Consider the following 13,784-nt stretch of genomic DNA (forward strand, 5'->3'; position numbering starts at 1 on the left):
CTCCACGCGTTGCCACGGATTGCGGCATCGCTTCTCGGCGCGAGTGCGCTATGGTCGAGCATGCCGAACGCGAGGAGGCCAGAGCCGTGACCACGATCGATCTCGGGCCGGCGGTGTCCGGCGAGCGCCGCGAGACGCGCCGGCGCGCAGGCCGCCTCTCCTACTACGTCGCCGGCGAGGGGCCTCCCGTCCTCCTGATCCACTCGATCAACGCCGCAGCCTCCGCCTACGAGATGCGCCCGCTGCACGAGCGGCTCTCGACGCATCGGCGCGTCTACACGGTGGACCTGCCCGGCTACGGCTTCTCGGACCGCTCGCCGCGCAGCTACGAGATCCGGCTGTTCACCAACGCCGTCCTCGACATGGCGGACGTGATTCGTGACGCGCACGGTCCACGGGCCTTCGATGCGGTCGCGCTGTCGCTGTCGTGCGAGTTCCTCGCCCGCGCCGCACGCGAGGCGCCGGACGCCTTCGCCAGCCTCGCCTTCGTCACGCCCACCGGCTTCTCGAAGGGCTCTCATCGCAAGCGCGCCGCCCCCGAGACGCCGATGCGCGTGCCCGGCATGCGTTCCTTCCTGAACGCGCCCTGGGGCCGGCCGCTCTTCCGCGGGCTCACCTCCGAGCGGTCGATTCGCTACTTCCTCCAGCGGACCTTCGGCCGCAAGGACGTGCCGGAAGACCTCGTCGCCTACGACTGGCGCACGGCGCACCAGCCCGGCGCCGAGCACGCGCCCTTCGCCTTCCTGTCGGGGCGTCTGTTCGCACGCGATGTGCGCGACCTCTTCGAGGACCTGACGCTGCCGATCTACGTACTCCACGGCACGAAAGGCGATTTCAAGGACTTCTCGGAGGCGAACTGGGCGATCGCACGCCGAAACTGGCTGTTCTCCGCCTTCGACACCGGCGCGCTGGTGCATTTCGAGAAGCCCGACGAGTTCCTCGGCGCCTACCAGCGCTTCCTCGGCGAGGTCGCCGGCATAAGGGCTGCTGCTAGCTGACGGGGTGTCCAGTTCCTGTTACGCTCGCGACAGGATGAACATCTTGACACCCCCTCCCGGCACGGCGCGCCCCGTGCCCTTCGACGCCGAGACCGCCGGCCGCCCGCACGCCGTGGTGATCGGCGCCGGCTTCGGCGGCCTCGCCGCCGCCGTGCGCCTCGGCGCACGCGGCTATTGCGTGACGATCGTCGAGAAGCTCGACCAGCCCGGCGGCCGGGCGCGGGTCTTCCGCGAGGGCGGCTTCACCTTCGACGCCGGACCGACCCTGATCACGGCGCCGCAGCTCTTCGCGGAGCTGTGGGAGCTGTGCGGCAAGCGGATGGAGGACGACGTCGCGGTCGTCCCACTCGACCCGTTCTACACGATCCACTTCGACGACGGCGAGACGTTCCGCTACAGCGGCGAAACGGACGCCATGCGCGCCGAGATCGCACGCCTCGCGCCCGGCGACCTCGCCGGCTACGAGCGCTTCATGAAGGTCTCGGAGGAGATCTGCCGCGTCGGCTTCGAGGAGCTCGGCCACGTGCCCTTCGCCTCGATCGGCGACATGCTCAAGGTGGCGCCCGACCTCGTGCGGCTGGGCGCGCAGCGCTCCGTCCACGGGCTCGTGTCGCGCCACTTCGCCGACGAGCGGCTGCGCACCGTGTTCAGCTTCCATCCGCTGCTCATCGGCGGAAACCCGTTCACCGCCAGCGCGATATACGCGCTCATTCATCATCTGGAGAAGCGCTGGGGCGTGCATTATGCGGTCGGCGGCATCAACCGGCTGGTGTCGGGCATCGTCGGGCTGATCGAGGGCCAGGGCGGGCGGCTGCGGCTGTCGGCGCCGGTCGAGCGCATCCTGCTCGAAGGCCGGCGCGCCTGCGGGGTGCGGCTCGAGAGCGGCGAGATCATCCCCGCCGACATCGTCGTCTCGAACGCCGATTCGACGGCCACCTACGCGAAGCTCCTGCCCGACGCGCGGCGCACCCGCTGGGGACCCGCCCGCCAGCGGCTGGCGCAATGGTCGATGGGGCTGTTCGTCTGGTACTTCGGCACGAAGCGGCGCTACGAGGACGTGGGGCACCACACGATCCTGCTCGGTCCGCGCTACCGGGAGCTGCTCGACGACATCTTCCGGAAGAAGCACCTGGCCGAGGACTTCTCCCTCTACCTCCACCGCCCGAGCGCCAGCGACCCGAGCGTCGCACCAGACGGCCACGACGCCTTCTACGTGCTCTCGCCGGTGCCGAACCTGCTGGGCGCGACGGATTGGGACGAGACGGCGGAGGCCTACCGTCGCAAGGTGATGCGTCGCCTCGAGGAGACGGTCCTGCCCGGGCTCTCGGAAGAGATCGTCGTCTCGCGGCTCCTCACGCCGACGGACTTCGCGCGCGACTACGCCTCGCTGCACGGGGCGGGCTTCGGGCTCGAGCCGGTGATGTGGCAGTCGGCGTGGTTCCGGCCCCACAATCGCTCCGAGAGCATCGAGAACCTGTTCCTCGTGGGCGCCGGCACGCATCCCGGCGCGGGCATGCCGGGCGTGCTCTCGACCGCGCGTGTGCTCGATCGCGTCGTGCCCGATCCCACGCAGTTCCAGACGACGAGAGGGAGGTCCCATGCCGGCCGCTGACCGACGCGAGCACCGTTTCCCCGAGCATCCCTCCGCGCAAGGCGACATCGCCGCCTGCGCGAACCTGCTGCGAGGCGGCTCGCGCTCCTTCCACGCGGCATCGCGGGTGCTGCCCCGGCGCGTCAGCGAGCCGGCCGCGGCGCTCTACGCCTTCTGCCGCGTGGCGGACGACGCAGTCGACCACGGTCACGACCGACACGCCGCTCTCGGGCTCCTGCGCGAGCGGCTCGACCGGGTCTATGCGGGCCACCCCGCCCCGCAGGCGATCGATCGCGCCTTCGCGGCGACGGTGACGCGCTACCGCATCCCCCGCGCGCTTCCCGAGGCGCTGCTCGAGGGCTTCGCGTGGGACGCGGAGGAGCGCGCCTACGAGACGCTGTCCGACGTCGCCGCCTATGCCGCGCGGGTCGCCGGCACCGTCGGCGCGATGATGACGCTGATCATGGGCCGGCGCGAGCCCGCGGTGCTGGCGCGCGCCTGCGATCTCGGCGTCGCCATGCAGTTCACCAACATCGCCCGCGACGTCGGCGAGGACGCCGCGAACGGGCGGCTCTACCTGCCGCGGCAATGGCTGCGCGAGGCGGGCGTCGACGTCGAGGCCTTCCTCGCCGACCCACGCCCCTGCGCGGGCGTGCACACCGCGACGCGCCGCCTGCTCGTGGCGGCGGATGGGCTCTACGCCCGGGCCCTCGCCGGCGTCGCGGCGCTCCCGCGGGACTGCCGCCCGGGGATCCTGGCCGCCCGGACGCTCTACGCCGAGATCGGGCGCGTCGTGGAGCGCGCGGGACCGACGAAGGCGCTGGAGCGCGCGGTCGTCCCGCGCTCGCGCCAGCTCGCCCTCGTCGCCGGCGCGCTCGCCCGCGCCCCCTTCCTCGCCGCCCGGGCCGACGAGACGCCGCCGCTCCCGGAAGTCGCCTTCCTGGTCGAGGCCGCGATCGGCGCAGGCCGCCACGCCCTGCCGCCGCAGGGCATCGAGGAGCGCATCGCCTGGCTCGTCGACCTGTTCGAGAGGCTCGAGCGGCGCGACCCGGTGGGATGAGCATCGAGGAGCACCCGCAAGGCACGAAGGGGGTGGAAACGGGCGGCGAGCCCGCGTAAGTTCGCGGCGAACGACAGCGAAAAAATGCGAACGCCGAACAACGAGCGACAGGCATGTCGCCGCCCCGCGAACCCGGAGGACGCCTCGTGAGCCGCTACACCCTCGCCATCGACCAGGGCACCACCTCGACCCGCGCCATCCTGTTCGACGACCACATGCACGTGGCGGGCATCGCACAGAGGGAATTCGCGCAGCACTACCCCGCCTCCGGCTGGGTGGAGCACGAGCCGGACGACCTCTGGGAGACGAGCGTCGCCACCGTGCGCAAGGCGATGGCCGACAAGGGCGTCGGGCCGGGCGACATCGCCGCCATCGGCATCACCAACCAGCGCGAGACGGCGCTCGTCTGGGACCGCCGCACCGGCGAGCCGATCCACCGCGCGATCGTCTGGCAGGACCGGCGCACCGCCGCCGTCTGCTCCAGGCTCAAGGCCGAGGGGCGCGAGCCGCTGATCACGGCCAAGACCGGGCTCCTCGTCGACCCCTACTTCTCCGCCTCCAAGATCGGCTGGATGCTCGACCAGGTGAAGGGCGCGCGCGCGCGCGCCGAGCGCGGCGAGCTCGCCTTCGGCACCGTGGACACGTACCTCCTGTGGCGCCTGACCGGCGGGCTCCACGTCACGGACGCGACCAACGCCGCGCGTACGCTGCTCTACGACATTCACGAGAACCGCTGGGACGACGAGCTGTGCGCGATCTTCGGCGTGCCGCCCGCCATGCTGCCGGAGGTGCGCGATTCGGCCGGCGATTTCGGAGAGACGCTGCCCGATCTCTTCGGCGCACCGATCAAGATCCGCGGCGTCGCGGGCGACCAGCAGGGCGCGACCATCGGCCAGGCCTGCTTCACGCCCGGCATGGTGAAGTCCACCTACGGCACCGGCTGCTTCGCCGTGCTCAACACCGGCGACACGCCGATCGCCTCCCGGTCGAAGCTGCTCACGACGATCGCCTATCGGCTGAACGGCAAGACCACCTATGCGCTCGAGGGCTCGATCTTCGTCGCTGGCGCGGCCGTGCAATGGCTGCGCGACGGCCTGGGGATCATCCACGAGGCCGCGCAGAGCGGCCCGATGGCGGAGGGCGCCGACCCGACGCAGGACGTCTACCTGGTGCCCGCCTTCGTCGGGCTCGGCGCGCCGCACTGGAACCCGGACGTGCGCGGCGGGCTATTCGGGCTCACCCGCAACACCGGCCCGCGCGAGCTCGCCCGCGCGGCGCTGGAGAGCGTCTGCTACCAGACCGCCGACCTGCTCGAGGCGATGCAGGCGGACTGGGCCGAGCACGCGCCCGCCGGCGGCGAGACGGTGCTGCGCGTCGACGGCGGCATGGTCGCCTCCGACTGGACGATGCAGCGCCTCGCCGACCTCCTCGCCGCCCCGGTCGACCGGCCGGAGGTGAAGGAGACGACCGCGCTCGGCTCGGCCTATCTCGCGGGGATGGACGTCGGCTTCTACCCGCCCCCGGAGCAGTTCGCCGACCGCTGGCGGCTGGAGCGTCGCTTCGAGCCCTCCATGTCGCCCGACGAGCGCGAGAGGAAGCTCTCCGGCTGGAAGGACGCGGTGCGCAAGCTCCTCGCCTGAGCGATGCGGGCGCGTTGACGCGCGCCCCCGCTTGGCCTAACCGCCGGGGGCGCGCGGGACGGGGCGCGCGGGACGGGTCGCGTGGCCCGGTCGGCGCAGGCACGGAGGAGCTCGATGACGAAAGCCCAGATCGCAGCGGTCCTCGAGACGATCGTCAAGCAGCAGCTCGACGATTGCGAGCGCGCGATCAAGGCCGGCCAGCGCACGATCGCGCTCAACGAGCTCGCCGACGCCGTCGCCCAGCTCAAGCAGCTCGCCAAGATCGTCAAGAAGTCCTGAGCCGCCGGCCCGGATCGGCTTATCTACCCGTGTTGTTCTGCTCACCGAGCTTTCGGGCCATCCCGAGACACCCCCTGTCCCCCCGGGCCGCGAAGCGGGCCCGGGGCCCAGAAGCACAGGTGTTCGAAGAACGTGCGCGGAGCGCGCGCGTCCACCAAACGTCAATGGAGGCGTCTCACGACACGGCGCTGGCGCGCCGCTCCTCACGGCTCCGGAGCGTCCGGGTCCCGGACTTGCTTCGCAATCCGGGATGACGAGCCTCACCCACGGATGCGCCTCACCGGCGCGCGATACGTCCGATCGCGAGCCCGATCCCCGCTGCGACCGCCGCCGTCGCGACGGCGGCGCCGATCCGCGTCTGCGGTCCAGGCAGGCGCATCGCCGACGCCTTGGCCTCGCGGCCGAAGGGGCCGTGGGTGCGGTGGAGCGCCCGCTCCGCCGGGCGGTAGAGGTTACCTGCCGGCGGCACCGGGCGCCGCGTGCGGCCCTCCCGCATCTGCCCCTCCACGGCGTTGGCGCCGAGATAGCGGTCGGCGAGGCCCGGGGCGAGCGCGTTGCCGATGATGGCCATGGCCGTCACGCCGCCGAGCCACCAGGCGCGCTCCGGCGAGCGGATCGCGTGGACGATGGCGTCCGCCGCCGCCTCCGGCTGGTAGACCGGGCCGGAGGGCCGTGGCGCCCGCTCCATGCGCGAGCGCGCCCACTCGAACTGGGGCGTGTTGACGCCCGGCAGATGCACCTCCGTCACCGCGATGTCGACGTCGTCGTGACGCAGCTCCGCGCGCAGCGAATCGGAGAAGCCGACGATGGCGTGCTTGGCGCCGCAATAGGCGCTCTGGAGCGGGATGCCGCGATAGGCGAGCGCGGAGCCCACCTGCACGACGATGCCCCGCCCGCGCGGCCGCATCGTCCGCAGCGCCGCGAGCGTGCCGTGGACCGCCCCGAGATAGGTCACCTCGGTCACGCGGCGGTACTCGTCGGGCGTCATCTCGTGGACCGGCGAGAACACCGTCACCATCGCGTCGTTGATCCACACGTCGATGGGCCCGAATTCCCGCTCGAGCGCATCCGCCGCGCGGAAGACGCCGTCGGCGTCGGCGACGTCGCAGGGCAGCGCCAACGCCTCGCCGCCGCGGGCGCGCACCTCCCGGGCGACGTCGTCGAGCGCCTCGGGGCTGCGGGCGAGGAGCCCGATCCGTGCGCCCTCGTGCGCGAGGCGCAGCGCCGTCGCCCGCCCGATGCCGGCCGACGCCCCGGTCAGCATCACGACCCGTCCGCGCATGTTCTCGAGCCCGCCGCGCATGATGATCTCCCGTGTCCGATCCCGGCCGCGCACCGCGCGCCGCCTCGGCCCGGACAATGAGCGCGCGGCCACGGTCGTTCCGAGGCCGTCGTTCCGAGCCCGTCGTTCCCAGCCCGTGGCGATCGCACGCGCCACGCTTTCGCCGCGGCGTCGCGCGAAAGAATTCGTGCGCGGGCGGGAATCGGGCCTTTTCATCTTTTTAAATGACGGTGTGACACGGTGTGTTACACTTCTGATTCTCGTGCTCCGCGCGACAGCGTTGCGGCGTGCGGAGGCAGTCACCACGTGAGTGCGATGAAGAAGAACGACGACACCGACGTTGTGCCGCGCAAGCAATTCGGCGCCCTGCCCTTCCGCCTCGACGATTCCGGCCGCATCGAGGTCTTGCTCGTCACGTCGCGGGAGACGCGGCGCTGGGTTATTCCGAAGGGTTGGCCGATCCGCAAGCTGAGGCCGAACGAAACCGCGGCGCGCGAGGCCTACGAGGAAGCGGGTCTCGCCGGCGACGTCTCGCCCGAGCCCTACGGCGTCTTCACCTACGACAAGCGGCTCAAGTCGCGCAGCTTCGTGCCGTGCACCGTCGATGTCTACCTGATGCGCGTCGAGAAGGAGCAGAAGCGCTGGCCGGAGCGTGACGAACGAGAGCGGCGCTGGTTCGACGCGCAAACCGCGGCCGAGCTGGTCGACGAGCCGGAGCTGTCCGACCTCATCGCGGCGCTGCCCGAGCGGCTGCAGCTCATGACGGTGGAGCGTCCCCGGAAGGCGGCGGGCGGCCGTCGCTGACGGGCGCTGCCGATCCGCGCCTCTCGATCGAGACGACCACGACCCACGCGATCACGCGCACGTCGGACCCGGACGACGACCGCCTCTCGCGAGACCGGGAGCTGCGCTGAGCCGTCGGCGCCGCGGCCGCTACGGGGCGCCGCGTTCACGAGCATGTGAGCGGGCGGGACGTGCGCGCGTCGCGACCCATAAACACGGCGGGCGTCGCTCGAACGCCGGACATCTGGGAGACCACCCGCCATGACCGATCTCACCCGCCGCGCCATGCTGGCGGCCCCCGCCATCGTCGGTGCCGCCGCGACCCTGACGACCGCGCGCGCCGCGCAGGCGCAGGGCACGACCGCACCCGATCCGGCCATCCCCACCTTCCGCTACCGCATCGGCGAGATCGATGTCTTTCCGGTCTACGACGGCCTGCGGGCGTTCCCACTGCAGGACGGATTCGTCACCAACGCTCCGCTCGAGGAGGTAGAGGCGGCCTTCACAGCCGACATGCGGGCGACGGACGCGATCGAGAACCCCTTCACGGCGACGCTCCTGCGCATCGGCGGGCGCACCATCCTCGTCGATACCGGCAACGGCCCCCAGGAGGGCGAGAGCCCCGTGGGCCGCCTCGTCGCGGGCCTCGCGGCCATCGGCGTCGCGCCGGGCGACGTCGACACGGTGGTGATCTCGCACTTCCACGGCGACCACATCTCGGGACTGCGCGGCGCCGACGGCGCGCCGATCTTCCCCAACGCCGAGACGCTCGTGCCGGAGGGCGAGGCCGCCTACTGGCTCGACGAGGGCGAGATGTCGCGGGCGCCGGAAGGGCGCCGCGCCGGCTTCGAGCGCGCGCAGGCGATCTTCGCCGGCGAGGATCTCGGCATGCGCACCTATGCCGGCGGCGACGAGCTCGCGCCGGGCATGGTCGCCGTCGACGCGCACGGCCATTCGCCCGGCCACATGGCCTTCCGCGTACAGTCGGGCGGCGACGGTCTCCTCTTGATCTCGGACGCGGCCCACCTGCCCTTCCTCTTCGTCGCCAACCCGGACTGGTCGGTGCGCTTCGACATGGACCCGCAGATGGCCCGAGAAACCCGCCGCCGCCTCCTGGACGAGGCCGCCGCCGACCGGCTGATGGTCGCCGGCTACCATTGGGGCTTCCCCAACGTCGGGCACGTCCGCCAGGCGGGCGGCGGCTTCGAGCTCGTGCGCATCCCCTGGCCGGCCTGAGGCGGAACTCGGCCGTAGACGCGTGCGTTCGCCCGTCTTTGGAGAGGTCTCGGATGCCGAAGGAACGCACGCGGGCGCTCAGCGACGTGCTCGATCAGCTCGAACAGACCGCGCACGGCGAGAGCATCACGATTGAGGAGGTGGTCGAGCATCTGGGCACGAAGTCGTTCGCCGCCTTGATGCTCGTCTTCTCGCTCATCTCGACCTCGCCCGCGAGCGCGATCCCCGGCCTCACCGCCACGGTGGCGGTGATCGTCTTCATCCTCGCCGTGCAGATGATCCTCGGGCGCGACCGCGTCTGGCTGCCCGACTTCGTCACCCGGCGGCGAATGTCCACGCAGAAGCTCTGCAAGGGAGTGTCCTGGATGCGCCGGCCGGTGCGCTTCGTCGAGCGCTTCCTCGGATCGCGGCTGACGTTCCTCGTCCACCGTCCCTGGCTCTACCTGCCGCTGACGCTGATCCTGGCGCTGACCCTGTTCATGCCGTTCATGGAGATCGTGCCCACGTCGGGCTCGATCGCGTCCGCCGTGATCGCGCTGTTCGCGGCGGGGCTGCTCGTGCGCGACGGCGCGCTGGTGATCGTGTCGCTGCTGGCGCTCCTCGCCGTGCCGATCACGGTGTGGCAGCTCGGCTTCGCCTGAGCGCTCGGGCGCGTCACCGACCGCGCGGCAGCCCCTCGATCGCCTCGGCGATGCGCCGCAACTGCGGCGCGAGCGGGCTCGTGCGCCGCCAGACCATGCCGATCGTGCGCGTCGGCTTCGGGTCGTCGAACGCCGAGACGCTGACGGGCGCCGAGCGCGTCTCCACCGGCACCGCCATCTCCGGGATGAGCGTGATGCCGATCCCCGCGCCGACCATCTGCACGAGCGTCGAGAGCGAGCTGCCGTCCATCAGCTCGCGCGGGCGCGGCGCCTCGCGCCCGCAGAAGGAGAGCGCCTGCTCGCGGAAGCAATGCCCCTCCTCCAGGAGCAGGAGCTTCATGCGCGCGAGCGTGTCCGGCTCGGGCACGGGCTCGCCCGCGTCGGCCAGCGGGCGCACGAGCACGAAGCTCTCGGAGAACAGCGCCGTCTCCTCGAGGCTCGGCTCGGAGACCGGGAGCGCCACGAGCGCCGCGTCGAGGCGGCGCTCGGAGAGCTCGCGGATCAGGGTCGGCGTGATCGATTCGCGAATGCGCACGTCGATGTCCTGGTAGAGCGTCGCGAGCCGCGCCACGATCCGCGGCAGCAGGTACGGCGCGACCGTGGGGATGACGCCGAGCCGCAGCGGCCCCGCGAGGCCGTCCCGCTCGGTGCGGGAGAGCGCCTCGAGCTCGTCGACGGCGCGCAGGATCTCCCGCACCCGCTCGCCGACGATCTCGCCGAGCCCCGTCGGCGCGACCTTGCGCCCGCTACGCTCGAGGAGCGAGGCCCCGAGCGCCTGCTCGAGCTCCTTGATCTGCATGGAGAGTGCCGGCTGGGAGATCGCGCAGGCCTCCGCCGCCCGGCCGAAATGGCCGTGGCGGAGCACCGCGTCGAAGTACGACAGCTGCCGCAGGGTGAGGGATGTCATCAGTTCGTCTTATCTCTCTAATCAGAAAATCCGACTTTACCTGATCGACCGATTGGAACTATGTCAAGCCGGAGTGCGGCGCACCCAGACGCCGCCCGGCGCTCGGTCCGGTTCCCCCGGCTGGATCGACGAGACGGATGGTCGTATGATACGCGCCGGCACCAACACAGGGTCGGACGACGGACCGGAGGACGAGATGGACGAGATCAGCAGCCTGACGAAGGGCGGATGCCCCGTCGCGCACGGCGTGCGCAAGGTGGGCAACCGCGACTGGTGGCCCAACCAGCTGAACCTGAAGATCCTGCATCAGAACACCGCCCTCTCCAACCCGATGGGGCCGGGCTTCGACTACGCCGCCGAGTTCGGCAAGCTCGACCTGCAGGCGGTCAAGAACGACATCTACGCTCTGATGAAGACGTCGCAGGACTGGTGGCCGGCGGATTACGGCCATTACGGGCCGCTCTTCATCCGCATGGCCTGGCATTCGGCCGGCACCTATCGCACCGCCGACGGCCGCGGCGGCGGCGCCTCGGGCACGCAGCGCTTCGCCCCGCTCAACTCCTGGCCGGACAACACGAACCTCGACAAGGCCCGCTTCCTGCTGTGGCCCATCAAGAAGAAGTACGGCCGCCGGCTCTCCTGGGCCGACCTGATGATCCTCGCGGGCAATTGCGCGCTCGAGGACATGGGCCTGAAGACCTTCGGCTTCGGCGGCGGGCGCGTCGACGTGTGGGAGCCCGAGGAGGACATCTACTGGGGCTCCGAGTCGGAGTGGCTCGGCGACATGCGCTACACCGGCGAGCGTGAGCTCGAGCGCCCGCTCGCCGCGGTGCAGATGGGCCTCATCTACGTCAACCCGGAGGGCCCGAACGGCAACCCGGACCCGGTCGCGTCCGGCCGCGACATCCGGGAGACCTTCGCGCGCATGGCGATGAACGACGAGGAGACCGTCGCCCTCGTCGCCGGCGGCCACACCTTCGGCAAGTCGCACGGCGCGGCGCCGGCGACGCACCTCGCCCGCGAGCCGGAGGCCGCCGACGTCGAGCTGATGGGGCTGGGCTGGAAGAACTCCTACGAGAGCGGCCGCGGCGTCCACACCATCACGAGCGGCATCGAGGGCCCTTGGACCCCCGACCCGATCAAGTGGGACATGGGCTATTTCGACGTCCTGTTCGGCTACGAGTGGGAGCTCGTGAAGAGCCCCGCCGGCGCCTGGCAGTGGGCGGCGAAAGACCTCGCGGAGAAGGATCACGCCCCGCAGGTCGACGGCTCGGGCGCGCGTGTGCCCCTGATGATGACCACGGCCGACATGGCCATGCGGATGGACCCGATCTACGAGAAGATCTCCCGGCACTTCCACCAGAACCCCGAGGCGTTCGCCGACGCCTTCGCCCGCGCCTGGTTCAAGCTGACCCACCGCGACATGGGCCCGCGCGAGCTCTATCTCGGCCCGGAGGTCCCCTCCGAGGTGCTGGTGTGGCAGGACCCGCTGCCGGCGCGCGACTACGCGCTCGTGGGCGACGACGACGTCGCCGCGCTCAAGGAGACGATCCTCGCATCGGGCCTCTCGACGGCGGATCTCGTCTTCGTCGCCTGGGCCTCGGCCTTCTCGTACCGCGGCTCGGACAAGCGCGGCGGGGCCAACGGCGCGCGCATCCGTCTCGCCCCGCAGAAGGACTGGGAGGCCAACGAGCCGGCGCGGCTGCAGAAGATCCTGTCGGTGCTCGAGGGCATCAAGGCCGCGTTCGACGGCTCGCGGACGGACGGCAAGAAGGTCTCGCTCGCCGACCTGATCGTGCTGGCCGGCACGGCCGCCGTCGAGAAGGCGGCGCGGGACGCGGGCCACGTCGTCGAGGTGCCCTTCGCGCCGGGCCGCGTGGACGCGACGCAGGAGCAGACCGACGTCGAGTCCTTCGCCGTGATGGAGCCGGAGGCCGACGGCTTCCGCAACTTTACCAAGGGCGCCTACGCGATCTCGCCGGAGGAGATGCTCGTCGACCGCGCGCAGCTGCTCGGCCTGACCGCGCCGGAGATGACGGCCCTCGTCGGCGGCCTGCGCGTGCTCGGCGCCAACCACGGCGGTGCGGCCCACGGCGTCCTCACCGAGCGTCCCGGCACGCTGACGAACGACTTCTTCGTCAACCTGCTCGACCTCGGCACGGAGTGGGCGCCGGCGAACGAGGCGAAGACGCTCTACCAGGGCCGCGACCGCGCCACCGGCGCCACGAAGTGGACCGGCACCCGCGTCGACCTCGTCTTCGGCTCGAACTCGCAGCTGCGTGCGCTGTGCGAGGTCTACGCCTGCGACGACGCGACGGACGGGTTCGTGCACGACTTCGTCGCCGCGTGGACCAAGGTGATGAACGCCGATCGCGTCGATCTGGCGTGAGGCCGGGGCCCGGCGTCGTCGCCGGCTCCATCTCGACGATCCAGCAGGGCCGCCGCTCGGGAACGAGCGGCGGCCCTTTCGCGTGGGCCCCTACCTCGCCCGCTCATGCGGATCGCCGGCCCGCTCACCGGAACAACAGCACGGGCACGAGGTTCGTGCGCATCATCTCCGTCGTCGTCGAGCCGATGAAGAGGTTGCGCAGGCGGGTGTGGCCGTAGGCGCCCATGACGAGGAGGTCGATGCGCAGGCGCTCGACGATGGACGCGATCACCTCGTGGGGCGTGCCCGCCTCGAGATGCGTCTCGACCGCGAGCCCGCCTGCGGCGATCTGGGCCGCCGCGGCGTCGAGCCGCCGTCGGGTCTGGGCGTCCTCTTGGCCCACCGTGACGAGGTGGATCGCGAGCCCGGCGAAGAGCGGCGAGCGGGAGACCCAGTCCACGGCCTTGAGCGCGCTCGGCCCCCCGTCGAAGGCGACGAGCACGCGGTGGATCTGCCGGAAGCCGCGGGAGGCGACGAGGACCGGCTTGTGGGCGGCGCGCACCAGACGCTCGAGGTTCGAGCCGAGATGCAGCCGCGCGAAGTCCGCCGCCTCGCCGCGCTTGCCCACCACGATCATGTCCGCGCCCGCCTCGCGGGCGGCGACCTCGTCGAGCAGATCGCCGTGGCGCAGCGTCGTCTCGACCTCCGGGACGCCGGCGTCGCGGACGCGGGCGCGGGACTCCTCCATGACGAGACGCGCCTTCTTCAGGAGCAGCTTCGCGCGCTGCGCGTCGAGCTCCGCGAGCTCGTCGAGCACGTGAACCCGTGCGTCCGCGGGAAGGCTCCCGCTGAGGTCCGCGTTCGACACCTCACGGCGACCGAGAACCTGGAGGAGCTCGACCGAAGCCCCCAGCCGCAGGCCGGCCCAGGCGGCGTGGTCCGCCACCGAGTGCGAGTAGATCGAGCCGTCGATGCAGGCGACGAGGCGAGCCATGGCCG

At 71.5% G+C, this 13,784-nt stretch carries 12 protein-coding genes; 9 read left to right on the forward strand and 3 right to left on the reverse strand.

Annotated elements, in window-relative coordinates; translation table 11 throughout:
• Positions 1 to 86: 86 nt before the first annotated feature.
• The 5 genes from ACTZWW_RS02825 to ACTZWW_RS02845 all read left to right on the forward strand — a co-directional run bounded on the left by ACTZWW_RS02825 (position 87) and on the right by ACTZWW_RS02845 (position 5,568).
• Positions 87 to 998, forward strand: a complete 912-nt coding sequence (locus ACTZWW_RS02825) for an alpha/beta fold hydrolase (protein WP_444779418.1) — start codon at positions 87 to 89, stop codon at positions 996 to 998.
• A 34-nt stretch (positions 999 to 1,032) separates the two neighbouring features.
• Complete coding sequence (crtI, locus tag ACTZWW_RS02830) at positions 1,033 to 2,610, forward strand: phytoene desaturase family protein (RefSeq protein ID WP_444779419.1); 1,578 nt, start codon at positions 1,033 to 1,035, stop codon at positions 2,608 to 2,610.
• A complete protein-coding gene (locus tag ACTZWW_RS02835) occupies positions 2,597 to 3,649 on the forward strand; it encodes a phytoene/squalene synthase family protein (protein WP_444779420.1) in 1,053 nt (350 codons plus the stop codon). Before crtI ends, ACTZWW_RS02835 begins: the two co-directional genes overlap by 14 nt.
• 113 nt (positions 3,650 to 3,762) lie before the next feature.
• Positions 3,763 to 5,289 (forward strand): glycerol kinase GlpK, encoded by a 1,527-nt coding sequence (glpK, locus tag ACTZWW_RS02840; protein WP_444779421.1) that lies wholly within the window; start codon positions 3,763 to 3,765, stop codon positions 5,287 to 5,289.
• 114 nt (positions 5,290 to 5,403) lie between these two features.
• The gene (locus ACTZWW_RS02845; protein WP_444779422.1) at positions 5,404 to 5,568 is read left to right on the forward strand and encodes a hypothetical protein; all 165 of its coding nucleotides are present in this window, start codon (positions 5,404 to 5,406) and stop codon (positions 5,566 to 5,568) included.
• A gap of 277 nt (positions 5,569 to 5,845) precedes the next feature.
• Here ACTZWW_RS02845 and ACTZWW_RS02850 read toward each other — a convergent pair whose 3' ends face one another.
• The gene (locus tag ACTZWW_RS02850; RefSeq protein WP_444779423.1) at positions 5,846 to 6,871 is read right to left on the reverse strand and encodes an SDR family oxidoreductase; all 1,026 of its coding nucleotides are present in this window, start codon (positions 6,869 to 6,871) and stop codon (positions 5,846 to 5,848) included.
• A 294-nt stretch (positions 6,872 to 7,165) separates the two neighbouring features.
• On the opposite strand from ACTZWW_RS02850, the gene ACTZWW_RS02855 reads away from it, so the two are divergent.
• The 3 genes from ACTZWW_RS02855 to ACTZWW_RS02865 all read left to right on the forward strand — a co-directional run bounded on the left by ACTZWW_RS02855 (position 7,166) and on the right by ACTZWW_RS02865 (position 9,510).
• Entirely contained in the window at positions 7,166 to 7,654 is a 489-nt protein-coding gene (locus ACTZWW_RS02855) for an NUDIX hydrolase (protein WP_444779424.1), read from the forward strand.
• A gap of 240 nt (positions 7,655 to 7,894) precedes the next feature.
• On the forward strand, positions 7,895 to 8,869 hold the full coding sequence (locus ACTZWW_RS02860) for an MBL fold metallo-hydrolase (RefSeq protein WP_444779425.1): 975 nt from the start codon (positions 7,895 to 7,897) through the stop codon (positions 8,867 to 8,869).
• Positions 8,870 to 8,922: 53 nt separating this feature from the next.
• On the forward strand, positions 8,923 to 9,510 hold the full coding sequence (locus ACTZWW_RS02865) for an exopolysaccharide biosynthesis protein (protein WP_444779426.1): 588 nt from the start codon (positions 8,923 to 8,925) through the stop codon (positions 9,508 to 9,510).
• A 13-nt stretch (positions 9,511 to 9,523) separates the two neighbouring features.
• On the opposite strand, the gene ACTZWW_RS02870 is transcribed toward ACTZWW_RS02865, so the two are convergent.
• Entirely contained in the window at positions 9,524 to 10,417 is an 894-nt protein-coding gene (locus ACTZWW_RS02870; RefSeq protein WP_444779427.1) for a LysR substrate-binding domain-containing protein, read from the reverse strand.
• Between the two features lie 196 nt (positions 10,418 to 10,613).
• On the opposite strand from ACTZWW_RS02870, the gene katG reads away from it, so the two are divergent.
• The gene (gene katG / locus ACTZWW_RS02875) at positions 10,614 to 12,806 is read left to right on the forward strand and encodes a catalase/peroxidase HPI (protein ID WP_444779428.1); all 2,193 of its coding nucleotides are present in this window, start codon (positions 10,614 to 10,616) and stop codon (positions 12,804 to 12,806) included.
• A gap of 124 nt (positions 12,807 to 12,930) precedes the next feature.
• On the opposite strand, the gene ACTZWW_RS02880 is transcribed toward katG, so the two are convergent.
• A complete protein-coding gene (locus ACTZWW_RS02880; protein WP_444779429.1) occupies positions 12,931 to 13,779 on the reverse strand; it encodes a universal stress protein in 849 nt (282 codons plus the stop codon).
• Between the last annotated feature and the right edge of the window lie 5 nt (positions 13,780 to 13,784).

The organism is Salinarimonas sp. NSM (assembly GCF_052380005.1).
GTDB lineage: Bacteria > Pseudomonadota > Alphaproteobacteria > Rhizobiales > Beijerinckiaceae > Salinarimonas.